The 22616-nt window shown below is 39.0% G+C and carries 27 protein-coding genes and 1 pseudogene; 15 read left to right on the forward strand and 13 right to left on the reverse strand.

Annotation, left to right across the window (positions count from 1 at the left end; translation table 11 throughout):
* The 4 genes from ACKTT2_RS48040 (at position 1) to ACKTT2_RS48055 (ending at position 8221) form a co-directional block, all read left to right on the forward strand.
* Entirely contained in the window at positions 1 to 3696 is a 3696-nt protein-coding gene (locus tag ACKTT2_RS48040; protein ID WP_407900145.1) for an AAA-like domain-containing protein, read from the forward strand.
* A gap of 34 nt (positions 3697 to 3730) precedes the next feature.
* Positions 3731 to 5167: an ABC transporter substrate-binding protein gene (locus ACKTT2_RS48045; protein WP_407900147.1), complete on the forward strand. Its 1437-nt coding sequence runs from the start codon at positions 3731 to 3733 to the stop codon at positions 5165 to 5167.
* On the forward strand, positions 5157 to 6554 hold the full coding sequence (locus ACKTT2_RS48050) for an ABC transporter substrate-binding protein (RefSeq protein ID WP_407900149.1): 1398 nt from the start codon (positions 5157 to 5159) through the stop codon (positions 6552 to 6554). The genes ACKTT2_RS48045 and ACKTT2_RS48050 overlap by 11 nt, the downstream gene beginning before the upstream one ends.
* A 215-nt stretch (positions 6555 to 6769) precedes the next feature.
* Positions 6770 to 8221: a sugar ABC transporter substrate-binding protein gene (locus ACKTT2_RS48055; protein WP_407900151.1), complete on the forward strand. Its 1452-nt coding sequence runs from the start codon at positions 6770 to 6772 to the stop codon at positions 8219 to 8221.
* 166 nt (positions 8222 to 8387) lie between these two features.
* Here ACKTT2_RS48055 and ACKTT2_RS48060 read toward each other — a convergent pair whose 3' ends face one another.
* Positions 8388 to 9806 carry a hypothetical protein gene (locus ACKTT2_RS48060; protein ID WP_407900153.1) on the reverse strand — a complete coding sequence of 473 codons (1419 nt, stop codon included), beginning with the start codon at positions 9804 to 9806 and terminating at the stop codon, positions 8388 to 8390.
* A gap of 69 nt (positions 9807 to 9875) precedes the next feature.
* On the reverse strand, positions 9876 to 11369 hold the full coding sequence (locus ACKTT2_RS48065; RefSeq protein ID WP_407900155.1) for an FAD-dependent oxidoreductase: 1494 nt from the start codon (positions 11367 to 11369) through the stop codon (positions 9876 to 9878).
* A gap of 106 nt (positions 11370 to 11475) precedes the next feature.
* Between ACKTT2_RS48065 and nudC the strand changes: the two genes are divergently transcribed.
* Together nudC and ACKTT2_RS48075 are read left to right on the forward strand one after the other, a co-directional pair.
* Entirely contained in the window at positions 11476 to 12291 is an 816-nt protein-coding gene (gene nudC / locus ACKTT2_RS48070; protein ID WP_407900157.1) for an NAD(+) diphosphatase, read from the forward strand.
* Positions 12292 to 12300: 9 nt separating this feature from the next.
* The gene (locus ACKTT2_RS48075; protein ID WP_407900159.1) at positions 12301 to 12966 is read left to right on the forward strand and encodes a gamma-glutamylcyclotransferase; all 666 of its coding nucleotides are present in this window, start codon (positions 12301 to 12303) and stop codon (positions 12964 to 12966) included.
* On the opposite strand, the gene ACKTT2_RS48080 is transcribed toward ACKTT2_RS48075, so the two are convergent.
* On the reverse strand, positions 12955 to 13902 hold the full coding sequence (locus ACKTT2_RS48080; RefSeq protein WP_407900161.1) for a 1-aminocyclopropane-1-carboxylate deaminase/D-cysteine desulfhydrase: 948 nt from the start codon (positions 13900 to 13902) through the stop codon (positions 12955 to 12957). The genes ACKTT2_RS48075 and ACKTT2_RS48080 overlap by 12 nt on opposite strands.
* Positions 13903 to 14105: 203 nt before the next feature.
* On the opposite strand from ACKTT2_RS48080, the gene ACKTT2_RS48085 reads away from it, so the two are divergent.
* Positions 14106 to 14729 carry a hypothetical protein gene (locus ACKTT2_RS48085; RefSeq protein ID WP_407900163.1) on the forward strand — a complete coding sequence of 208 codons (624 nt, stop codon included), beginning with the start codon at positions 14106 to 14108 and terminating at the stop codon, positions 14727 to 14729.
* A gap of 97 nt (positions 14730 to 14826) precedes the next feature.
* Here the strand turns inward: ACKTT2_RS48085 and ACKTT2_RS48090 are convergent, their stop codons facing one another.
* The 7 genes from ACKTT2_RS48090 to ACKTT2_RS48120 all read right to left on the reverse strand — a co-directional run bounded on the left by ACKTT2_RS48090 (position 14827) and on the right by ACKTT2_RS48120 (position 17867).
* Positions 14827 to 15294 (reverse strand): hypothetical protein, encoded by a 468-nt coding sequence (locus tag ACKTT2_RS48090; protein WP_407900165.1) that lies wholly within the window; start codon positions 15292 to 15294, stop codon positions 14827 to 14829.
* Complete coding sequence (locus ACKTT2_RS48095; RefSeq protein WP_407900168.1) at positions 15291 to 15743, reverse strand: hypothetical protein; 453 nt, start codon at positions 15741 to 15743, stop codon at positions 15291 to 15293. Before ACKTT2_RS48095 ends, ACKTT2_RS48090 begins: the two co-directional genes overlap by 4 nt.
* A 24-nt stretch (positions 15744 to 15767) precedes the next feature.
* Positions 15768 to 16421 carry a hypothetical protein gene (locus ACKTT2_RS48100; protein WP_407900171.1) on the reverse strand — a complete coding sequence of 218 codons (654 nt, stop codon included), beginning with the start codon at positions 16419 to 16421 and terminating at the stop codon, positions 15768 to 15770.
* A 134-nt stretch (positions 16422 to 16555) separates the two neighbouring features.
* Positions 16556 to 17041: an MEKHLA domain-containing protein gene (locus ACKTT2_RS48105; RefSeq protein WP_407900173.1), complete on the reverse strand. Its 486-nt coding sequence runs from the start codon at positions 17039 to 17041 to the stop codon at positions 16556 to 16558.
* Positions 17042 to 17245: 204 nt separating this feature from the next.
* Positions 17246 to 17413 carry a PIN domain-containing protein gene (locus ACKTT2_RS48110; protein WP_407900284.1) on the reverse strand — a complete coding sequence of 56 codons (168 nt, stop codon included), beginning with the start codon at positions 17411 to 17413 and terminating at the stop codon, positions 17246 to 17248.
* 24 nt (positions 17414 to 17437) lie between these two features.
* A complete protein-coding gene (locus tag ACKTT2_RS48115; RefSeq protein ID WP_407900175.1) occupies positions 17438 to 17629 on the reverse strand; it encodes a type II toxin-antitoxin system VapC family toxin in 192 nt (63 codons plus the stop codon).
* A 4-nt stretch (positions 17630 to 17633) separates the two neighbouring features.
* Positions 17634 to 17867: a DUF2281 domain-containing protein gene (locus ACKTT2_RS48120; protein WP_407900177.1), complete on the reverse strand. Its 234-nt coding sequence runs from the start codon at positions 17865 to 17867 to the stop codon at positions 17634 to 17636.
* A 329-nt stretch (positions 17868 to 18196) separates the two neighbouring features.
* Between ACKTT2_RS48120 and ACKTT2_RS48125 the strand changes: the two genes are divergently transcribed.
* The 4 genes from ACKTT2_RS48125 to ACKTT2_RS48140 all read left to right on the forward strand — a co-directional run bounded on the left by ACKTT2_RS48125 (position 18197) and on the right by ACKTT2_RS48140 (position 19210).
* Positions 18197 to 18331, forward strand: a complete 135-nt coding sequence (locus tag ACKTT2_RS48125; RefSeq protein ID WP_407900179.1) for a hypothetical protein — start codon at positions 18197 to 18199, stop codon at positions 18329 to 18331.
* A gap of 142 nt (positions 18332 to 18473) precedes the next feature.
* Positions 18474 to 18704, forward strand: a complete 231-nt coding sequence (locus ACKTT2_RS48130) for a DUF433 domain-containing protein (RefSeq protein WP_407900181.1) — start codon at positions 18474 to 18476, stop codon at positions 18702 to 18704.
* A complete protein-coding gene (locus ACKTT2_RS48135; protein ID WP_407900183.1) occupies positions 18701 to 18970 on the forward strand; it encodes a DUF5615 family PIN-like protein in 270 nt (89 codons plus the stop codon). Before ACKTT2_RS48130 ends, ACKTT2_RS48135 begins: the two co-directional genes overlap by 4 nt.
* 96 nt (positions 18971 to 19066) lie before the next feature.
* Positions 19067 to 19210: a hypothetical protein gene (locus ACKTT2_RS48140; RefSeq protein ID WP_407900185.1), complete on the forward strand. Its 144-nt coding sequence runs from the start codon at positions 19067 to 19069 to the stop codon at positions 19208 to 19210.
* Here ACKTT2_RS48140 and ACKTT2_RS48145 read toward each other — a convergent pair.
* The 3 genes from ACKTT2_RS48145 to ACKTT2_RS48155 all read right to left on the reverse strand — a co-directional run bounded on the left by ACKTT2_RS48145 (position 19207) and on the right by ACKTT2_RS48155 (position 20364).
* Positions 19207 to 19530, reverse strand: a complete 324-nt coding sequence (locus tag ACKTT2_RS48145; RefSeq protein ID WP_407900187.1) for a hypothetical protein — start codon at positions 19528 to 19530, stop codon at positions 19207 to 19209. The two genes, ACKTT2_RS48140 and ACKTT2_RS48145, sit on opposite strands and share 4 nt — an antisense overlap.
* Before the next feature lie 9 nt (positions 19531 to 19539).
* The gene (locus ACKTT2_RS48150) at positions 19540 to 19797 is read right to left on the reverse strand and encodes a hypothetical protein (protein WP_407900189.1); all 258 of its coding nucleotides are present in this window, start codon (positions 19795 to 19797) and stop codon (positions 19540 to 19542) included.
* 237 nt (positions 19798 to 20034) lie between these two features.
* Entirely contained in the window at positions 20035 to 20364 is a 330-nt protein-coding gene (locus ACKTT2_RS48155; RefSeq protein ID WP_407900191.1) for a helix-turn-helix domain-containing protein, read from the reverse strand.
* 639 nt (positions 20365 to 21003) lie between these two features.
* Here ACKTT2_RS48155 and ACKTT2_RS48160 point away from each other — a divergent pair.
* The 4 genes and pseudogenes from ACKTT2_RS48160 (at position 21004) to ACKTT2_RS48175 (ending at position 22488) form a co-directional block, all read left to right on the forward strand.
* Positions 21004 to 21396 carry a transposase family protein gene (locus ACKTT2_RS48160; RefSeq protein WP_407900193.1) on the forward strand — a complete coding sequence of 131 codons (393 nt, stop codon included), beginning with the start codon at positions 21004 to 21006 and terminating at the stop codon, positions 21394 to 21396.
* A gap of 27 nt (positions 21397 to 21423) precedes the next feature.
* The gene (locus ACKTT2_RS48165; protein ID WP_407900195.1) at positions 21424 to 21966 is read left to right on the forward strand and encodes a transposase; all 543 of its coding nucleotides are present in this window, start codon (positions 21424 to 21426) and stop codon (positions 21964 to 21966) included.
* A pseudogene (locus ACKTT2_RS48170) lies at positions 21966 to 22331 on the forward strand (ISL3 family transposase); the annotation flags it as partial. The gene ACKTT2_RS48165 and the pseudogene ACKTT2_RS48170, both read left to right, overlap by 1 nt.
* A gap of 52 nt (positions 22332 to 22383) precedes the next feature.
* A complete protein-coding gene (locus tag ACKTT2_RS48175) occupies positions 22384 to 22488 on the forward strand; it encodes a hypothetical protein (protein ID WP_407900285.1) in 105 nt (34 codons plus the stop codon).
* Positions 22489 to 22616 lie beyond the last annotated feature (128 nt).

Genomic DNA, 22616 nt, shown 5'->3' on the forward strand with positions numbered 1-22616 from the left:
ATGAACGCTTACGAGTATCAAATTGGTGGCAGTCTCAAGATGGATGCTCCTAGTTATGTGGAGCGACAAGCTGATTTTGAACTATACGATGCCTTAATTAAGGGTGAATTTTGTTATGTGTTTAGTTCCCGACAAATGGGCAAATCTAGCTTGCGTTTGAGAACGAGGTCTCGATTGCAAGAAGCAGGTTATTGCTGTGCTTCTGTTGATATGACGAGGATTGGCAATGGCAATATTACCCCGGCTCAATGGTATAAAGGTATTATTGTCGATTTATTGAGGGGATTTGACCTTTTTGGAACGGTTAATATCAAAACTTGGTGGAACGAGCGAGAGGATTTGCCTCTCTTACAGAGATTAAGTCAATTTGTTGAAGATATTTTATTAGTTAAATTAAAAAGTGAGAAAATTTTTATTTTTATTGATGAAATTGATAACGTTCTTAGCTTAAATTTTCCAGTAGCTGATTTTTTTGCCTTGATTCGTGCTTGCTACAATCAACGAGCAGAAAACCCAGAATATAACCGTCTAACTTGGGCTTTGTTTGGTGTAGCGACTCCCTCGGATTTAATGGCTGACAGGACTTGTACACCATTTAATATTGGAACATCTATCGATCTACAAGGTTTCCGTTTATCAGAAGTCGAGCCCCTAGCAGCAGGGTTAGAGGGTAAAGTGGCTAACCCCATGGCAGTGCTGAAAGAAATTTTGACTTGGACTAATGGGCAGCCATTTCTCACACAAAAGTTATGCCATATCGTAGAACACGAAAGAATTAGCGGTAGCATGGCTTTACATCAGGAAACGGGATATTCGGAAGCAGAAGAACGATATAAGTTGGATTATCACTTACCTATTGTTAATTATCATCTCATCAGCATATATTACCAGTTCCCTTCAATTATTTTGGAGAAGCTAGTCCAAACAAATATTATTGATGATTGGGAATCTCATGATGAACCGGAGCATTTAAAAACAATTCGCGATCGCCTCCTCAATAACGAGCAACATGCGAGCAGTTTGTTGGCACTTTATCAAAAAGTGTTGCAAGGCGTTGACGTACCAATAGATGATTCTCCCGAACAAATAGAACTCTTATTATCTGGGTTAGTTGTTAAACAACAAGGAAAACTTAAGGTCAAAAACCGCATTTATCAAGAAATTTTCGATCTGGCTTGGGTAGAAAAACAATTAGCAAAACTACGCCCTTACTACCAAGGATTAAATGCTTGGCTTGCATCATCGCGTCAAGATTATTCAAGGTTATTGAGAGGACAAGCCCTGTTAGAAGCACAAGCTTGGTCTGTCGGCAAAAACTTAAGCGAGTTGGATTATCAATATCTAGCAGCCTGTCAAGACCTTGACAGACGAGAAGTGGAAACAAGATTGGCTGCAGAATGCACTAAAGAAATTAAAGCTAGACTGACTCAAGAACAAAAAGTAGCACAACTTCAAAGAATATCTCTAAGTACCCTTGCTTTAGGATTTGTCATTGCATTAGGGTTGGGAGTTGCCACCTTCTTCCAATACCGCAACGCATTGCAAAACGAACTAAAAGCCATTACCACTTCTTCCAAAGCTTTGTATGCTTCGGAGAAAAAATTAGATGCATTGGTGGAAGCAATTAGGGCAGGGCACAAACTGCAAAGTCTTGGAAGTGTAGATGCACAAAACCAAACGCAGGTTGAATCTGTACTAAGACAAGCTATGTATGAAGTGAAAGAGTATAACCGCTTGTCAGGACATAGTGCGGGGGTAAATTCAGTTGCCATTAGTCTAGACGGGCAAATATTTGCTTCAGCCAGTGCAGACAAAACAGTCAAACTTTGGAAATCAGATGGATCTTTAATTCGGACGCTCGAAGGACACACTGCAGGAGTCAACACAGTTGCTATTGGGACTCACCATCAAGATAAGAAAAACAAGATTTTCATTGTCTCAGGCGGTGAAGATAAGACAGTCAAACTTTGGAATCTTGATGGCACCCTACTAAAAACTCTGAAAGGGCATACTGATGCCGTAGAGTCCATTGCTCTTAGTCCTGATGCTAGTACGATCGCATCAGCAAGTGACGACAAGACAGTGAAATTATGGACGTTAGATGGAACTTTGCTACGTACAATTAGAGGACATAGCGATGAAGTTGAGGCAGTTGCCATCAGCCCTGATGGAAAAATGCTTGCTACAGCGAGTGACGATAAAACAGTCAAACTCTGGAAAATGGACGGTACTTTAGTACATACACTTAAAGGGCATCGCGATGAAGTCAAGGGAGTTTATTTCAGCCCCAATGGGAAAATGATTGCCTCGGTAAGTGCAGATAGAACTGTCAATTTGTGGAATTTGAATGGTACTTTAAAAGCAACTTTGATAGGACATACCAATCAAGTTGAAGGAATTGCCATTAGTTCTGATGGTAATGTTATTGCTTCGGCAAGTCGAGACAAAACAATCAAAGTTTGGAGACCAGATGGCACATTGCTAACAACTCTTCGCGGTCATGATGCGGGAGTCAGGGAAGTTGCTATTAATTCTGTCACCACGATGATTGCTTCAGCAAGTCGGGACAATACCGTGAGGTTTTGGAGACGAAACAGTTCTCTATTAAGCAATCTCTCCGGTCATAGCGATAGCGTTAATGGAGTGGCTTTTATACCTAACGGGAAGATGATTGTTTCCGCAAGTCGGGACAACACAGTCAAATTTTGGAATCCAGATGGAACATTGCATCTTAGTCTTATCGGTCATCAAGCGGGGGTCAATAGTGTTGCTGTCAGTCCGGATGGGAAAATCATTGCATCCGCTAGTTCGGACAAGACTGTCAAAATCTGGAATCAAAAGGGTCAGTTGCTTGAGACTTTTGTTGGACATAAAGATGTAGTCAAGGGGATTGCAATTGGTACTGACGGTAAAACCATCGTGTCAGTCAGTGATGATAAGACAGTTAAACTTTGGAAGATTAAGGTTACGGGTAATACCATTTCACCAAGTGATTGCTACACACGATCCCTCCAACCCCCCTTATTAAGGGGGGCTAGGGGGGATCGCATTTGTCTCAAAGATATAGGGAATTGGTATAAGTCTGAAACCAGAGCTTATGCAACTCTAGTAGGGCATACTTCTGGAGTCAATGGAGTTGTAATTGGTTCTAACGGTCAAATTATTGCTTCAGCCAGTGATGACAATACGGTGAGATTGTGGCAAATAGATGGAAAGTTAGTGAGAATTCTCTCAGGGCATAGCAATCAGGTGAATGCAGTTGCTATAAGTCCCGATGGCAAGATGGTTATTTCTGCAAGCGATGACAAGACTGTCAAACTCTGGAACATGGATGGTAAGCTGTTGAGGACTTTGAATGGACATAGTGCAGGAGTTTATGCAGTTGCGATCGCACCTAATGGTAAAATGATAGCCTCAGCTGGTTCAGATAACACCATCAAATTGTGGACGATTGACGGGCAGTTGTTGACAACTCTTTCTGGACATAACGATACCGTCAAAGGAGTTGCATTTAGCCCTGACGGTAAAGTTTTAGCTTCAGTGAGCGATGATAAAACTGCTATCCTATGGGATTTAAACCGGGTTTTGGCTTCAGATGAGCTTTTTGTTCATGCTTGTGAGTGGGTGCAGGATTATTTAAAGACAAATCCCGATTTAAGCGAAGGCGATCGTCATCTTTGCACTCACCGCAGATAATAGCACGGCAAATCGGGTACGATTATTTCAAAAAATGTTTATATTACTCTCAACACACGGAAAACGCCTTTATATTCTCAAAATACTCCTATTAGGCTTGATAACTTACAGCTGTAGCTATTTATCTCAACCCAAATCGCCCTCATCTAGTAATTCTTCCAAAAATACTACTTTAACAATTTGGTGGGACAAGGGTTCTAACTTAGAAGAAGATGATGCTCTTATCAAGTTAATAAAAGACTGGGAAAAAAGAAGTGGTAACCGAGCCAAACTCACTTTCTACAGCAACGATAAGCTTCCGGAAACAACGAGAAGGGCAATTCAAGCTGGCAATACCCCCGATCTTGTCATGAGTAGCAGTGCAGAGAGAGAGTTAATACCGTATCTTGCTTGGGAAGGTAAATTAGCAGATGTTTCAGATATTATTGAACCTGTGAAAAACAATTATTCTGAAGCCGCACTAGAAGCTGTTCATTTTTACAACAAATTCGCACGCAAGCGTAGTTATTACGCAGTGCCAATCAATCAGCTAACAATTCATATCCATTATTGGCGGGATATGCTTAAGCAAGTCTCTCGGAGTGAGAAGGATATTCCTAAAGATTGGGATGGTTTTTGGAACTTTTGGAAACAGGTACAGGATAACCTAAAAGCACTAAACTCATCACAGGATAAAAAAGAACTGATTTATGGGTTAGGTTTACCATTTTCTCCGGCAGCAGCTGATACTTACTATACCTTCGAGCAGATTTTAGAAGCATATAATGTTGAAATTGTCAACTCTCAAGGCATACTTCGTCTTAACGATCCTAATGTGCGTCAAGGCATTATCAAGAGTTTGACTTGGTATGCAAACTTTTACGAGCAAGGTTACGTACCTCCCAATGCCACTAGATGGTTAAATCCAGATAACAATCGCAATTTGATTAACCGTAAGGTGGTTATGACAGCAAACACTACACTTTCAATTCCTGCTGCTGTACGTCAAAATCCCGATATTTATCAAAATAAACTTGGGACTTTAGAGTTTCCTAAAAAACCCAATGGCGAACCAATGCGTTATTTAGTTGCAGTGAATGCTGTCATTTTGTTTGCCAATTCTAACAATCAGAAAGAAGCAAAAGATTTTTTGGCATATCTAGTTCAACCTGAAACCATAAAAACATATATTAAATCGGCGGGAGGGAGATACCTACCAGTCATGAAGCTATTATGGCAAGACTCTTTCTGGACAAATCCAGCCGATCCCCATCTTTCCACTGCATCTAAAGTATTAATGAAAGGTCAAACACGTCCATTTTATTTTGTCCAAAATCCTGCCTATAGTGTTGTTTTACAAGAAAATATTTGGGGGAAAGCGATCGCTCGAATAGTGCAAGATAAAGTTTCTCCAGAACAAGCGGCTAATGAAGCGAGCGCACGCATTGAAGAAATCTTTGCTACATGGGAGCGAGCGGGCAATGATAAATAAAAAATTACAAATAAATTGTTGTTTTCTCCTGCTAGGAGTAACGCTCAGTTTAAGCATTTTTTCTTGTACCAATAATTCTAATTCTGACACCTCATTGCCAACCGAATCTTTAGCAAAGAACGGAGTTTTAACACTTTGGTGGGACAAAGGTTTTACGCTAGAAGAAGATGAAGCCATACAGCAAGTTGTCAAGCATTGGCAACAAAAGACTGGTAAAAAAGCAGTGCTTTCTCTTTTTAGTGCAGATGAGCTATCAAAAAAGACTCAAAGGGCGATTCGAGCAGGCAATCCACCTGATATTGTCATGAGCAACAATGCAGATCGAATTCTCAATCCAAGTCTTGCTCGCGAAGGTAAACTAGCAGATGTTTCTGAGGTAATACAATCTGTCAAACCTTTTTACTCAAACACTGTATTAGCAAGTGCTTATTTCTATAACAAGCTCACAAATAAGCAAAGCTATTACGCTGTTCCCCTTCACCAAAGTATTCCCTATATTTTTTACTGGCGAGATTTGCTCCAGGAAGTTGGTAAAAGTGAAAAAGATATTCCCAAAGATTGGAATGGGTTTTGGAATTTTTGGAAACAAATACAAGATACTTTACAAACTAAGAAAAATCAAAAGATATATGGGCTAGGGTTACCTTTATCGGTTGGGGCTGGAGATACTTTTGAAGTTTTTGAGCAGATTTTAGAAGCTTATGATGTAGAAATTGTCGATTCTCAAGGTCGATTGCGTACAAGCGATTCAAAAGTTCGTCAAGGAATTATTAATTGCATAGCTTGGTATACAAAATTTTATACTCAAGGTTATGTACCTCCAGATGCAGTAAATTGGTATAACCCAGATAACAATCGTAGCTTATTTAACCGTCATGTGGTTATGACTGCTAACAATTCTCTCTCAATTCCTGCGGCTGTACGCCGAAATTCTGACGTTTACTTCAATAAATTAGGGACTATTGGGTATCCTAATAAACCTAATGGTAAGCCGATGCGTTATGTTTCTCTCATCACCCAAGCAATTATCTTAACCAACTCAAAAAATCAGAAGTTAGCTAAAGACTTTTTAATATATTTTATCAGTCCAAAAATTATGGGAAATTATCTTCAAGCTGCAGGCGGGCGTTTTTTTCCAGTACACGATCTTGTGTGGAAAGCTCCTTTCTGGACAAATAAGAAAGACCCTCACATTTCAGAAGGTGCTAAACCACTCATCCTAAAACGAACTCGTCTATTATATATCGCTCAAAATTCTTCTTATAGTCAAGTGTTGATGAAAAATGTTTGGGGTCAAGCTTTGCGTCGAGTCGTTATGGATCGCGTTTCTCCAGAGGAAGCAGCCGATAAGGCAATTCAACAGATAAATGAAATTTTTGCTGAATAGCGTGGGTTTGCGATCGCCTGCTACAGAATAATTCGTAATTACTCCAAATGAAAGCTAGCGCTCGGGAGTGTCTTCTGGATTATAGCTGTTTTCACTTGGGTACAATACATAAAAAAATTTATGGAACCGCAGATGCACGCAGATGAACGCAGATGAAGTTGTACTTCATTCAAAAGAGTACTTCAGGTGAATAGTTAATAAACACAATGCAACCTATGAAAAAATGCAATCAATTACAGGGCGATCGCGATAAGCCGAGTACGGCTTGCGCTAAGGGCGATCGCTTTTCCCGCTTTGTCTTAACAGCATTAGCCCTAAGTTTCACAATTTTTTCCTGCTCTCAAGCGAGCGCTCCTCAATCCGAAAAATCCTCTGTTAGGACATCTCCTAAAGATGATAAAGTTTTACAAATTTGGTGGGATAAAGGTTTTGACTTAGAAGAAGATGAGGCGATTACTGCGGTTGTCAAGAAATGGGAGAAAAAAAGCGGTTATAAAGCTAAGCTTTCTGTTTATGGACCTAACGAACTCTTGGATAAAGCTCAAAGAGCCATGAAATCGGGTAAAACACCTGACCTCTTATTAAATTTCCGAGCGGAAAGACAACTTAATGCCCGTTTGGCGTGGGAGGGGAAATTAGCAGATGTTTCTGATATTATTACACCTATTAAAGAATTATATCCCGAACCTATCTTAAAAACGGCTCATCTTTATAATAACGTTCAGAAACTGCGTAGTTATTATGCCGTTCCTATTAGTCAAACAACTATGCTCTTTTTTTATTGGAAAGATTTATTAAGACAAGCAGGACAAAGTGAAACTAGTATTCCTACAGAATGGAATAGCTTTTGGGAGTTTTGGAAGAAAGTGCAGGACGATCTCCGAAAAAAGCAAAATAACATATATAGTTTAGGTTTGCCTTATTCAATTGGCTCGGGAGATACCTATTACTTTTTCGAGCAACTTTTAGAAGCATATGATGTTCAAATTTTTGACAATAGAGGCAAATTGCAGATTAGAAACCCTCAAGTGAGACAAAAAATTATTGATATTTTGAAGTGGTATGTCAAATTTTATCAACAAGGCTATGTACCACCAGAGGCTATCAGGTGGTTAAATCCAGATAATAATCGTAGTTTACTTAACCGTCAGGTAGTGATGACACCTAATGGTACGCTCTCAATTCCTAGTGCTGTGAGTCAAGATAGAGAGACTTACTATAAGAAGCTAGGCACTTTAAAACTTCCTAATAAACCAAACGGTCAACCAATGCGGTATATCGTTGCAATTGGTCACGTAATATTGTTTGCCAATTCTAAGCACCAAGAAACAGCTAAAGACTTTATGAGATACTTAATTCAACCACAAATATTAGGAACTTATCTTAAAAGTGCAGAACGAGGTCATTTTCCAGCACTCAAGTCCGTTTTGAAAGACCCTTATTGGACAAGCTCAACAGATCCTCACATCTCCACTGTTTCCAAAATATTAATCCAAGGTTCAATACGACCATTTGACTATGTTAATAATCCAGCGTATTCCCTAGTTCTCGATCGCAATATTTGGATCGAGGCACTCAATCGAATTATTAGCGATCGCATTCCTCCAGAACAAGCAGCTGACGAGGCAATTGTGCAAATAGAAGAAATTGTTAACACATGGAAGTGATATAGCAGTCCTAAATCATTTATAAACAATTTTAGGTACTGTAGGGTGGGCTATGCCGCACATTCGCTCTTGATAGGCATTGCCCACCCTACTTGTATTTTGTAAATCAAATAGGATTGCTATATTTGGTCATTAGATATAATCCCAAAGGGAATAATGAAGAAGTTCAGTGCTCAATGATTTTGCGGATTTGAGTTGCTTCCTGTAAACTTTTTTCTACTCCTCCTTCTGCAATTCCTTTAACGTAGTTAATTTTGATTTCTTCTAGTAAATCAATAAGTAGAGAACGAATTTCTTGAATGTTTTGTTGCTTTTGCATTTCTACTTCTAACGCAGCACTGAAATTGTCAATCAACCGATTAGATATTGCTGCTACCTCACGGTCTTTTAATAATATTGTCATAGTGGTGTATGCTGTTTGAGAAATATCTGTCACTAACTTCTCTGTCAACCGCTCGGGTAATTGATTGAATCCTGGTACCTTTTGTAATTGTTGATAAGTAGGAGATTGACTGAGCATTGTGTGAATGCTACGATGCAGTAATATTTCTAAGTCTGGCTGAATTTTCGGAACAACTTGATAAACTGATATCTGAAGGATGCGTTTTGCGATCGCCTTGATTTCATTGGTATTATTAATATCAATATAATGATGGCGTGTTTGCGGTCGTAAGAACCAATTAATAATTTTACCTTGTTGAATTGACTCTTGAATCTGAGTAATCAAACGGATTGCGACAATTTCAGTTAAGTCCTCTGCAAAATTAGCAACAAATTCGTGGTTGATTTGCCGACGAACAAAATTGAGATTTAATAAACGAGCTTGGTTGAGGCGAACTATAACAGGAATAACTCGTAACCACCGCCAAAACAGTAGTAGTAAGAAAATATCGTACCAACGTCTTACCATTGCTTGCTGCCAAGTTAATCCAATTTGTTGGCGACTCCTTAGGAAGGTTCGACCCAAAAAATCTAGAAAAAATAAAGCAACAAATGGTAAATCGATCTGCCAGAAAAGATTAATGAACCTACCATTAATTCCAATTTTACGATAGTAATTTGTTTGAATTAAAGGTTGAATCTGAGTCTTAAAAAATTGAATTTCTGGTTGCCAACCTGCTGTCTCAAAATGCGCCTCACTCCAAAATAACCTAAAGGCTTGATGTGCTGATTCAATCCCCATGCGATCGCGCATCAAATTCTTAATCTTTTCTAGAGTACCACTTTTATTAGCTACAGCAAAGGGATTCTCCTTAATCATCTCATCGCTCTTAACTCGTAATTCTTCTAATAAGTTTTCTGTATTAGGTGAGTGCAGTCCTATATGAGAAACCTGCTCTTCTAGTTGGTATACTTTATTGAGATAATTCTGCGTGTCTCGATGAGGTTCAATGCCTTTAATTGGATCGTACAACTGAGTCAAGCTGGGAATTTCGAGTACGTATAAGTTACGCCAAGGGACGTAACTCAAATCAAAAAAGACTAAAAATAAATTAATTACGGCAATGATTGCTATTAGTCGATTAAACCAAGGGTTTTGACGGGTTACAGTTTGTTTAAGAGCAAGTTCTTCAGTGGATAGCATAGCTGAGTCATCAAGTTTCTTCCTTTAGAATAATTGAAAGTCTAATTTGACCAAAAAGTACATCCACTGTTAAGCTCCTACCATTTGGTCATAATTCCGACAGTATACCAACTTGCTGTATTCTTGCCACTCTTTTTTATGACTTGGGGACAACTGTTGTAATGTTGCCTGTTGAACGCGAACCATGAACGGACGACGAAAATGTTCGTATTTTTCAAAGGCTTGAGTTATGGCTTGTATGTCATCCCAACCCTTCTCTCCTGCAACGTTAGCGATTAAAGTTGCAATGGCTAGCGCATCTTCAAGCCCTTGATTTGCTCCTTGTGCCATAAAGGGAGGCATTCCATGGGCTGCATCACCAACCAATACCACTCGTCCTAAACTCCAAGGTGGTTGAATTTTGACAAGATTGTTTTCTGTATCTCGAGAAGAAGTGCTAGGAAGTTGTAAGGAATCTGCTACACTAGCATGGTGGATGTAGTATGGACGCTGTCGCATATTGGCAGGAGTAGATAGGCTCACTAACTGTTTGATAACATCGGGAAAACCCGCTTTCTCCAGTACAGGTACAACTATGTCAATTAAAGATTTGCCAGATTTTCCTTGTAATGTCTCTAGAGGCAAAGCAAGATGTATGACATATCCGAATGGAGCGTTAGGTCTGTGAGACAAAATCATCCTTGGCACTTCCATATGGAAATCTTCTCCAGAGATTTCATCGTTACGGATTGTGACAAGAGGTGACCCTTGGAAGATACTTTCTTCTAACGCTGACTTGAGATTATCTGGAATGTCAATAATTTGACTACAGGCAGTCGCAGCAAACCCAGAATATTCGGGTTTTACAAAAGCAGAGTACGGACTATCTTTGTAAAGAATCTGGCGAACCGTAGAGTTGATTCCATCGGCTGCAATAATGAGTTTTGCCCGAAAGGATTTTGTTTCAAATTTTTGGGAAATTGTTTCTAAATTCTGGGGGAGGTTTTCTTCCGGTTTCTGTTCTTCAGACCAATATGCATAAGGATTGGCTTCTATCGTTGTATCGGAGACACAATCGACTCGGATGTACCCAGTCTCTGATTCATCCACTATATTGATACATCGATGATTGGATCTAACTCGATCTTGGGGAAGTAATTCTCTGAGGGCAGTTTGCAAATTATACCAACTAATTGATGTTCGACCTTCTCCATATTCTTTGAACCAATCATCGTAATTCAGAGAAAATGACGAGATTCGCTCTCCGCGCAAATTCTTGTATACCCATTCGGGTGTAGTTTTTGAAGGGTTTGTTTCAGGAGTTGTCCTCACAGTTCCTTCGCTAGGTGGCTTGGGATTCAAAAACCTATTACCAAATTCTTTGATTTGTTCGTAAGCTTGAGAATCTAAATATTTGAGAGCTTTTAATCCATTGGGCAGAAGATCCACCGTTTGACCAACTTGACGAAAGGCGCGAGTTCGATCGACAACTAACAGATTTTCAACACCTCGCTTGCGTAAGCCGATGGCAGTTGCCAATCCAACAGGTCCAGCACCAATGACAACAACGTCGTAGCTCTCCATAAAGGCAATCTTGTTATCTTCACCTACTTATCTTAACTGCTGTTCTGGCAATTTTCAGAAGCTCTTGCTGACAATGTTAGGATCGAAGTAATGGCGTTCTAGTGATATGCAGCAAACTTTCATCCCTGGCATTATTCCACCTGCGGTACAATCCGAACCCTCTTTGTGGTTCGCGTTTGTTGGCAACAAGTTGTTAATCCATTCTGAAGGGACGGTTGGTCACATTCCCAGATTTGTCAGTTTAGCAGAAATTGGTTTGAAGCCATTGCGATCGCAATTCCTTGGTACTTTTGATGGCATTGGGTGTTACTCTGCCGAACTGCCCAAGGACTCTATAATCCATGATGGTTTGAAGTTAATGGGACTAAGGGAATTGTACGGAAGCTTGGATGAGGAATTGTACGCGTTATGCGGTCGCGCCGTTCAGATTGTAGAATGGGATCGTACCCACCAGTACTGCGGTTATTGCGCGACACCTACAATTCAATTAGCACACGAGCGTGCCAAGCGTTGCCCTAAATGCGAATTGGTAAATTATCCGCGCCTCTCACCTGCCATGATTGTTCTTGTCTCGCGGGGTGAAGAAGTCTTATTAGCTCGTGCGCCTCGGTTTCCACCGGGTATGTACAGCGTACTAGCTGGATTTGTGGAACCAGGAGAATCATTAGAAGAAACGGTGGTGCGAGAAGTCCGAGAGGAAGTAGGGATTGAGGTCAAAGATATTCGCTATTTTGGCTCGCAACCCTGGCCGTTCCCCAACTCACTTATGATTGGATTTACTGCGACTTATGCGAGTGGTGATATTGTCATCGAACCGCAAGAGTTAGTAGAGGCTGCTTGGTTTAGTAAATATAACCTCCCGCAGATTCCTCCCAAGCCGAGTATTGCCCGAAAACTTCTCGACTGGTTTGTTTCAACTTAAGGATGTGCCATGTCACTTACGCGCTCTGACCTTGAATCTCAACGTTTGCAGCAAACCATATTACAATTGGGTAGAGCTGTAAGTGTCTTAAGTGAAGACCAGTTGCAAGAGTCAATACGTACAACTCTACAGCAGCAAAAGCCATCCTTAGATGTTTGGATTTTTGCTTACGGCTCGCTCATCTGGAATCCGATCGTCAAATTTGAAGAACAGTGCATCGGTACAATTTACGGATGGCATCGTCGATTTTGCCTGTGGGTACCCCAAGGTCGAGGAACTCCGGATAACCCAGGGTTAGTGCTAGGTTTGGATCGGGGTGGTTGTTGTCGCGGTATTGCCTACCGGATAGCTGCTAGTGATGTAACATCGGAACTACTGCTGCTTTGGCGGAGGGAAATAATCGTTAATTGTTATGTTCCCCGTTGGGTAAAAGTTTTTGACGGTACGCAACAGATAGATGCGATCGCATTTGTGATTAACCGCAATCATCGGGCTTATGCTGGTGATATTTCTTTAGAAACTACAGTTAATAGCATAGCGACTGCTAAGGGTGAGCTTGGTTCTTGTGCTGATTACCTCATGCAAACTATTGACGGTTTGATGACCGTTGGGATTAAGGATAAGCCATTGCAACTTTTACGCGATCGCGTCTTAGCAAAACTGTCAGCAAAATAGCTTCACACTAGAATTTTTGAGTTTAATTTGATTAAAACCTTCAATGCCTTGCAATCCACCCGTATGGATGGCAACAATTGTGGTGTTAGGGCGGAAAAATCCTTTGTTTGCCAAATCGAAAATACCGAAAAACATTTTTCCAGTGTAAATTGGGTCAAGAGTAATAGAATGTTTTTGTTGAAAATTATTAATAAATAAAATTAATTCTGGCTTCCACTTGGCATAGCCACCAAAACAGTAATTATCGGTAATTTGCCAATTCAAATGGCATATATTCTCTTGATTGTCAAGCATTGTTTGCACGTCATTTTTCAAGAAATCTCCTTTTAAAGCTGAAAAACCGATGATATGTTGAGCCGAATTGGCTGCTGCAATAAGACCAGCCAAAGTACAACCCGTGCCACACGCTGTACAAAAATAATCTGGTCGAAACAGCATTTGTGAATGAATTTCTTCAACAATTTCTTTACAGCCTTGTAATGCTAAGGTATTCGAGCCACCTGATGGCAAAAAATAAACATGACCAAATTCTTTTTCTATCTGTTGAAAAATTAAACTTTCATCCCTAAACTCAGAGCGACTGACAAAAAGCAATTTCATCCCACACTTTTCGGCAAAATCAAGTGTTGCGTTGAGTGGTTGGGTGCGATCGCCGCGAATAACACCAATGGTTTCAATACCAACATATTTTCCCACTGCTGCAGTGGCATAGATATGATTTGAAAATGCGCCACCGAATGTCACAAGTTTTGGAAATCCTAACTCTTCAATTTTCAAGCAATTGTATTTGAGTTTTCGGAATTTATTACCGGATACGGAAGAATTTAGCAAATCGTCTCTTTTAACAAAAAGCCTAACCTTGGCTTCTGTGAGCGTTTCGTCAAAAATTTCCTGAATTGGGCTGACAGGTATATTGAAGAAATTGGCGATTTCCATTTTGGATTTTGGATTTAGATTTTGGATTGAGCACCCTCTTTAAGCCTAAACGACTGAAGTCGTGACTACACAAACGAAGTCCGCCTACGCGGACTAAAATTTTAAGTGTCGCGGGATAGTTACATACTTATAATTAAGTTAAGTTGGCTTCATGGCGTAGAACAGTTAGGATGCTTTCTTATTAGCTGTATATTGAATTTCTTATGTCCAAACCAAAAATTTTGCAAGAAGGAACTAGTTACACTTTTCGTTCTTACTTCGAGTTACCTTATGAAACAGAAGATATTTTAGCTGAATTAGGTTATAGCTTTTCACGTGCGCGTATGACCTTACCCTCTTCTCAACGTGTACCACAACGTTTACCTGAATTACGTCAGCAAATCGAGGAGTTGTTACCATTAGTAACCTTATCAAGCGAAACTGCACGTCGAGAAATTATGGTGGCACCAGTACTTTCGGAACTAGCGCGTTTTTGTAAGTGTCAAATGCGTTTAGAATATCCTCTTCAGGTAAGTTCTCAACTCAAAGGTAATCTAGATTACTTACTGCGAAATACGAACACAGAAGAAAGAGGTAAAAATTTTCTGGTAGTTGAAGCTAAAAACGACGATTTATCAAGAGGTTTTACTCAGCTATCAGCAGAGTTAATCGCTTTGGCAATAGCAGAAGAACAAGATATTCTTTATGGTGCAGTCACAGTAGGTGATACTTGGCGGTTTGGTTTATTAGAACAACAGCCTCTTCATATTACTCAAGACATTACTTTGTATCGCGTGCCTGATGATTTAGATGTTTTAATGCAAATATTGATTGGAATTATTGAATAATAGTACCTTTTATTGTAAGTAAGACACAATAGGGGCGCAAGGTATTGCGCCCTTATAAAAAATATGGTTTATTTAGGTAAAAACTGTTGCGATATCATCAACTCCTAATTTTCAGTTGAGGTTTTGATATTTGTGTGAGTTTTTGTATATCTGTTTTATCCCAACCAGCCCATATATTAATATCAGTACGGTTACTTTTCAATTTATTGCAAGTAATACAGAGCAGAATAAAGTTATTTGTCGTGTTAGTCGTGTATCCCCAAAGCTCATCGGGATCTGTTGGAATCTTTTTGGGTGTTAAGGGTTTGACATGATCGATAGTAAATGGATTGTCATCAGTAAAAAGACATCGGCACTTTTTGTTAAAACAGCGATTTCCTTGTATTTCTCTTTGCTCTTGAATCCACTTGTCATAAGTTCCGGATACTTTTAACTGGTGATACAAAGAACGAGGCGAACACTGTTCGTTCCACCTTTGAGTGGTTTCTTCAATGTCATTTATTGCTGTTTCCGCTCTTTTTTTGATGTTATTTAGCTCTTTTCTAAGTTGACTTAGAGTTTTCATAAAGTCCCTCCAACACTTTGCAAGAATTCTTCTCGCTCGTTTGTAGATAGTGAATCCGCGTACTCTTGCATAGTTTGACAATGCCCTTCTATTGCATCAGTTATCATCTGTATTGCTTGTGTTGATTTTCTACAAATCTCTGAATATCTTTTATTAAAATTATCGATTTGATTGACAACTTCTGCAACTTCAGGTGAATTGACTGTTTGCTGAAACTCCAGGGGAGATGGTCTTCTCAATTTTTCCAACAAACCTTCAAGTAGTAATGCGGTTCTATGTTGAAGCCGTAGTGAATTCTTCAATGTATGTTCAATTCTTTTAACTACGCCTTGACAAACGTAATTACGCTCTTTTTTAGCCTTGGTATACATAACACCAACTGTTAGCTTTTGAGCTAAATAATTTGAGCATCCTAATGACTTTAATTGTTTTCTCGTGATAGTTTTCATAAAATTCTGTATAACTGTCTGAATCTAGCCAATGTCTAAAAGTTTCTTGATTTCATTTGGGATATATTTTATAGTTGACATTATAAAATTTTTAATTTTCACTAATGTCTGGTTTTGGGATTCTGCTATATCTCTTAGTTGCTCATTCTCCTCTATTAATATCTCACTTCCCTTTTTGAGTTTTTTAATTGCTTGAAGATTTTCATTCAAGGTCTTTTGATGTATTTCGATTTGTTTTTCTTGTATTATAATTTCTTGCTTTTGGTCTAAGATTGTCTTTCTTTGCTCATTAATTCTTTCATGCTGTTCTTCTAGTTCTTTTTTATTTATTTCAATCTGCTTTTTGTCTTTTCTAATTTGTTCCTGAAGAGCAGCTATTGTTTCATTAAGAGTAACAATACTCTTATCTCGTATGGTAACAAGTCGTTTCTGGGACGCTTGCTGTCTTTGACGAGTTTTCGTCTCTGAGCCTCCAAAAGATGCCAATCTCAACGATAATTCGTTCCATTCTTCTTGAGAAAAGACTTTGAGTACTTCCTCAACTGTTACTGATGGTGATTGTGCGATCGCTCGTTCAACATCAGCCATTGTCCAACCCAAGGACACGCGGAGAACTTTTTTACGTTCAGTATCCAGTTTGATAATAAATTTCAGATCTTGCTCATGCGTTCCAGTCACCGCTTCACACCCCCCAATACTTATCCTTCACAATAATCTGTAGTAGCAGATTCAACGAGCCTACTTTTTGTTCCGGACAACTTCTGTTTAATTCACCAATTAATTTTTCTAAGGTTAGAAACCCACCAACACCATCATGATTGGTTAATCTGCGTCCATTGGGAAAACCTAGCAGCCTGACCGCAATATTGATTTTCCTCGTCGAGTAGGTTCCAAATAGTGAAATCTGAAATCTCGTAGCGTTTACCAGTGCGAGAAATACGAACTCCCTGACTATTGCTTACGTAACCTTTGTTTGTCACTTCTTTTAATAAGCGCAAGCGCTCCTCCTGACTGACAGGTTCTGCTGAATACCTTGAAGGCATTTGAAGGAGTTGCTCCCAATCAAGTTCCCAAAGTTCCAAAGCTTTGCGGTTAGCGTAGTTGTAAATCGGGTCTGCCTCAGTCCCGTGAGAAAATACTGGAAAGGGTGCTTCAAACAATGCCTGTGCTATTTGGGTAGGTGAACCGCTGACTTCAAGTAGAGGGTGCTTTGTCCAATATTGGAAACTGGAGAGTATGCGTTGGCTTTGGAGAATCACCGCCTCTTGTTGCCAAGGAAGTAGGATATTGGTGCTCATGGGTTGTTTGTAGTGCGATCGCTCTGTTTTTATATTTAGGAAAAATTATACCAATCATATACATACAACTAAGACTTATAGACACTAAACTAAGCTTCAGATATTATAGCCATTAAAGAATCATTTAAAGACGATACTTGGAGATTAAAGGCGTCTTTGTCAACGGGCTAAAACCCTTTGCTGGTTGCTTTTCTGAGTTTAGTTTCAAAACTGAACCATTTCATAAGCCATGATAGCTTCATCAGCAGTCAACATAGTCAAGTTATGCTGTAGAGATTGACAGATGAGTAAACGGTCAAATGGATCGCGGTGTAAAGATGGTAATTTTATTAACTGAGCTACGCTCTCTTCATCAATAGTCAGGCTATTAATTTTGTGTCTTTCGCGTTGCTCAGGTCAATATATTTCAGGAGATTTTGGTAGCGGTAATTTTCCAAGTTGATATTTAATAATGCATTCCCCTAAAGAGACAACACTCAGATCGACAGTATTTTTAGGATTTTGAATACCATCCATAAAAGTTGTTGATAATTGATTGCTACCACTAATAAACCAAAGAAATATGTGAGTATCTAATAATAATTGCATTGAATTAAAACTTACCCTCGAAGTCACTTAAAATTTCTTCAGGTAATGGATCGTTAAAATTATCGGGGACAGTAAACTCTCCAGTGCAAAGACCGAAGGGACGAGCTTCTTGCAAATTTTCTGAAATTACTGGCTTGCTTCGGCGAGCTTTTGCAAACAGTAGAAAATCCAAAACCTCTTCAACTAAAATATCTGGGGCTTGAGCAATCTCTTGAATCAATTTTTCTCTTGCAAGCATTATCTTGTGCCTTCTTTAACATTTTTGATTTTAACGTACTTTCTCCAAGGTTAACATGGCAAGAGTGCAGTAGAGGATGTGAAAACCTTCCAATTTAAGTTGGTAGTGTGATAGGTTCGCACTCTGTCAGCAGATTGCCGTTTGAACTATCCAACGCACGAAGATAGTTCCTGATAACACAGGTAAAAGCGCAACAACAACCTGACGGTTATAACCGTGTTTTAAGTATAAAAAGTTTAGATAATTACCTCGGAATTTAACTAAACTATCAAACATTAAGGAAGCGATCGCGGGTTAAATCACGGCTTTAGAGGAAAGAGGAAGATGTTTTGCCTGTTCCAGAAGAAACTTTGGAAGCGTTTCTGGGTTGTGTGAGTAAATTACCAAGAATTTTAAGCAAAGAGTCTGTCAAAGCTTTGCACAAGGTAGTCAATAAACCAGCCATTTGCTGTCCTACCGCTTAAATCATTAAAGGTACATCTTCGCGTATTATCTGACTTCTAAAGACTTTACCTTATAAATCAATAAACAGATAGCAGTTTTGGTTATCCAACCCTCGTTAAAGGTAGAATTAAAAGAGAAAATAAATGCAAAATGTATATAATTATGCACGATCTCACCAGAATTACCCGCAATTCAGAAGTTATGGGTGGTAAACCCTGCATCCGAGGAATGCGTGTCACTGTTGGTACTATTGTCGGCTTAATGGCATCTGGACATTCTTCCAGTGATATCCTCAATGCGTATCCTTACCTAGAAGAAGCAGATATATATGAAGCACTAGCTTATGCAGCTTGGCGAGCAGAAGAAATTGAAGTTCCCTTGAAAACTGCATGAAAATTTTGATAGATATGAATTTGTCCCCAAATTGGGTTGGGGTTTTTGAGAGGTACGATATTGAATCAATTCATTGGTCTAGTTTTGGCGATCCCCGTGAACGAGATGTAGTAATCATGGAATGGGCAAGAAGTAATGGGTACATAGTCTTTACCCACGATTTAGATTTTGGCTCCTTAACAAAACCTGATTTTTGGCAGGTAGATACTGCTTGGTTTTCAGAGATAAAAGAGCACGCTATAAACAATACCTCAAGAACGAACTAGGATAGGATTGACGCACTAACAGACGATGAAATCAATACCTCCGATATTCCACCACTAACAGAAGACTTTTTTAGCAAGTCACAGTGGCGCAAACCTATGTCATTACTTAGTATTCTGGTTACAATTGAGGCAGAAACTCTTGCGTGGTTTCAAGCACAAGGAGAAGATTGTGAAAAACGGATGGCGGCATTACCGACTTTATGCAGAAGCACAAAAGCATTAAAGATTGAGAAAGATTAACGTAGTGGATGAGCAACAGATGGATCTGCGGGTGAACGTTCTTTTGCTACGGCATCACTACTGGGTTCGAGCAGCAATTCTCTGTCTTCTGCTACAAACAGAAACAACAACCGATAAACCAAGCGCAAAAGTTGACGGTAGTAATCTTGAGTGTTGAGCGTTCCCGTTCTCAGTTTTTGCCGCAATTCTCCGTTACTGGGATGGGACAAAAAACCCTGCCCCAGGGCTTCGCCCTCAGCAATGCGCTGCAACAGATCGGCTGGAAGAATGGCTCCTTCAGTACGAATTGTGATAAAACTTTGACGTTGGCGAGTTTGCATTTCCCCCTCCTAACCCTGTGGCAAATAAATATAAATACCCAATCGAATAGCATCCCGCAACAACCGACAAGAACAATAATCGCCTAGCTGTGTGGGTTCGGGCAAATCAAAGCGAGCCGATTCCACAGATTCCAAAGCTAGATGAATACCCGTCACCTCATCCTCAGTTCCTCCAAGAGGAAGTACAACTAGCATTTCATTCGATTTTGGCAAAACCACCCATTCGCGATCGCGTACTTTAACCAAAGACCCCACAGCAAAAGTCATAAATTATACGATTTCGGATTTTAGATTTTGGATTTTAGATTTTTAGATTGATATCTGTTATCGTTAAGTACTTGCTTGTATTTTAATTTTCTCAGTCATTTTTGCTCTCCTTGTTGAATATATGGCGGTTTTCAATTGGGTACAATACATAAAAAAATTATGGAACCGCAGCCTGTAGCAGCCCGTAGCGGATAAATCTGTACTTCATTCTAGTGAAAACCGCTATATTACTAAAGATTACCTAGACACAACTCGTGTTTGAGCTTGTAAGTCAGATTGAGGTTTGCTTGTCACTACAATCTCTACATCTTGACCTAGTGCATTCAAGAAGCGAAACAGGCGCACAGTCGAAAATTCTGATAATTTTCCCGTCATCAAAGCAGAAACCTTTGCTCGATCGATTCCTAAAAGTTCTGCTGCTTCAGCCTGCGTTATTTGTTGTGTAGCAATAATGTTACTAATCTTACGTGCAAGTTCAGCTTTTACCAGCAATTCATCGGAGTTCTCTAAACCCAAATCGGCAAATACATTACCGCTACTTGCTTGTACTTTAATTTCCTCAGTCATTCTTTTTCTCCCTGTTGGGTATGTAAGTGTAACCGACTAACAACGGTATGACATCCTTGAAGCGATCGCTTAGCCATAAATCTTATAGTTTTACCGTAGAAATTACTAAACTAGCGTTAAATTTATTGAGCAACAGCTAAACAGCGATCGGATTAAGTTAAAATTTGTTGCAAAATGAGGCTATTTTGCACAAGACAAGGAAGACAGAATAAGAGCGTGTTATCAGCATGCTTGTTTGCGATTCGTATCTAACGAACAAATGACTAATTCTTCATTGCGAAAAAAATTTTCAATTTCCTCAGAGAATGCCTCGATTGCCTCACGTATTATCACAGACACAATAAAGGCGGGGTTGAGCAAACCTTACGATCCAAGTAGTGAATCTAAAAAACACACAAAGTATGTCCTTTTTGGGCTTGACTAGCTTTTGAGCTTTGAGTTTTATTTGACGGTTATTTGACTGGCAAAATAGTCTGAAGTTACAAAATCATCCTGTCGTTATTTAAAACCCCTATTGTATCTAGCTTTTGAGCTTTGAGTTTTATTTGACGGTTATTTGACTGGCAAAATAGTGGTTCTTGCGTACTTAGCGTGCTAAAATATTAATATTTGTTCTAATATTTTTGAGTAAAGCTAATTATGAAAAGAATAATGACTCCACTCTTAAATTTGCCTGAAGTAGTAGTAGAATCAAGTGTGCAACAGGATAAAATCTTATTTTTATCAGTACATAAAAAGGTGAAAAGTGCTGTTTGTCCACATTGTGGTACAAGGTCGGAACATCTACACCAAAATAAAAAATATTTAGTCAAAGATTTACCAATGGGAGATAAAGAAGTAATACTAGATGTAAATAGACGAAGATTTAAATGCAAAAAATGTTGCAAAACATTTAGTGAGAAGTTAAATTTTGTAGGAACGAAAAAAACATATACACATCGATACGCGGAAAACATTGTTAAACAAGTGATTAATAGTAATGTAAGTAGTGTGTCTAGAAATAATGGCTTAACCAAAGAAGAATCAAGGTAATTGATCGAAGATGTAGCAAACAATGTGATGCCGATAGATTTAACAAATCTGAGAAGATTAGGAATAGACGAAATTAGTTTAGTTAAAGGACAAGGTAAATTTATTGTTGTGCTAGTAGATATAGATTCAGGAAAATTAATAGGATTGGTAAAAGAAAGAAAACAAATTCAAATCGAAAAGACTATGAAACAGTGGGGAGAAGAAGTTCTTCTTCAAATAGAAGAAGTCAGTATTGATATGACAGGAAACTATAAATATTTAGTCGAGAAGATTTGTCCAAACGCTCTAATAACGGTAGATAGGTTCCATGTTACCAAGGTAATACATGAAGAGTTAAATCAAGTTAGAATAGCAGAAAAGAAAATAGCCTCAGAATTAAATGTGCCAGAGAGAGAGAAAGTATTTGAAAGTTTAAAAGGGAATAAATTTACAATCTTAAAAGCTGAAAATAAGCTGACGAGGATCAAGCTCTTAAAAAAAGGCGGAACCCTCAAGCCCCTAGATAAATCAAGGGGTAGGAGAGGATATCCTATAATAGGGTTCCGCCTTTTTTTCTTGCCCGGTGCGTGACAGAAAAGCAAAAAGAGAAATTAGATAAAATTAGAGAAGCTTCTCCTTTAATAGCAAGAATGCATTCATTGAAGGAAGAGTTTCACGATATATTTGATAAGAGCAAAGATTTAGGAACAGGAATGTTAAAACTAATCGATTGGTTAAAGTCAGCTGAACCTTATTATCAAAAAAGTGTCAAGACAATTAAACGGTGGTTTGGAGAAGTAGTAGGATATTTTGAAAGAAAAACAACGAAGGTCGTAGTAGAAGGAATCAATAATAAATTGAAGTTAATAAAGCGGAGTGGATTTGGCTTTAGGAATTTTCACAATTTTGAAATTAGAGCTTTACTTTCTTGGCACTATGATATTGATTTAGCACGCGCTTTGTACGCAAGAACCGCCACTATTGGAATTGCAACCCTTGCTACATCGCGTGTACGATCGCGCTCGATTAGAACTCGCTATCGACTATAATACACCTTGCATTCCCAAGTTATCTAAAGAAGATGAGACTTGGCAGCGAAGTTTCATATCTTAAAACACTCAATTATTGCGGGCATATTCAAAATGGTCAAGTTATTTTCTCCAAGGTTAACATAGCGGGAGTTAAGTAGAGCGCGTTAAAAGCCTTTGCCAAAATTTCACTTCAATAAGCGCGAATTCTTA

Source organism: Scytonema hankhaensis NUACC26, assembly GCF_045865695.1.
Lineage (GTDB): Bacteria > Cyanobacteriota > Cyanobacteriia > Cyanobacteriales > Nostocaceae > Scytonema.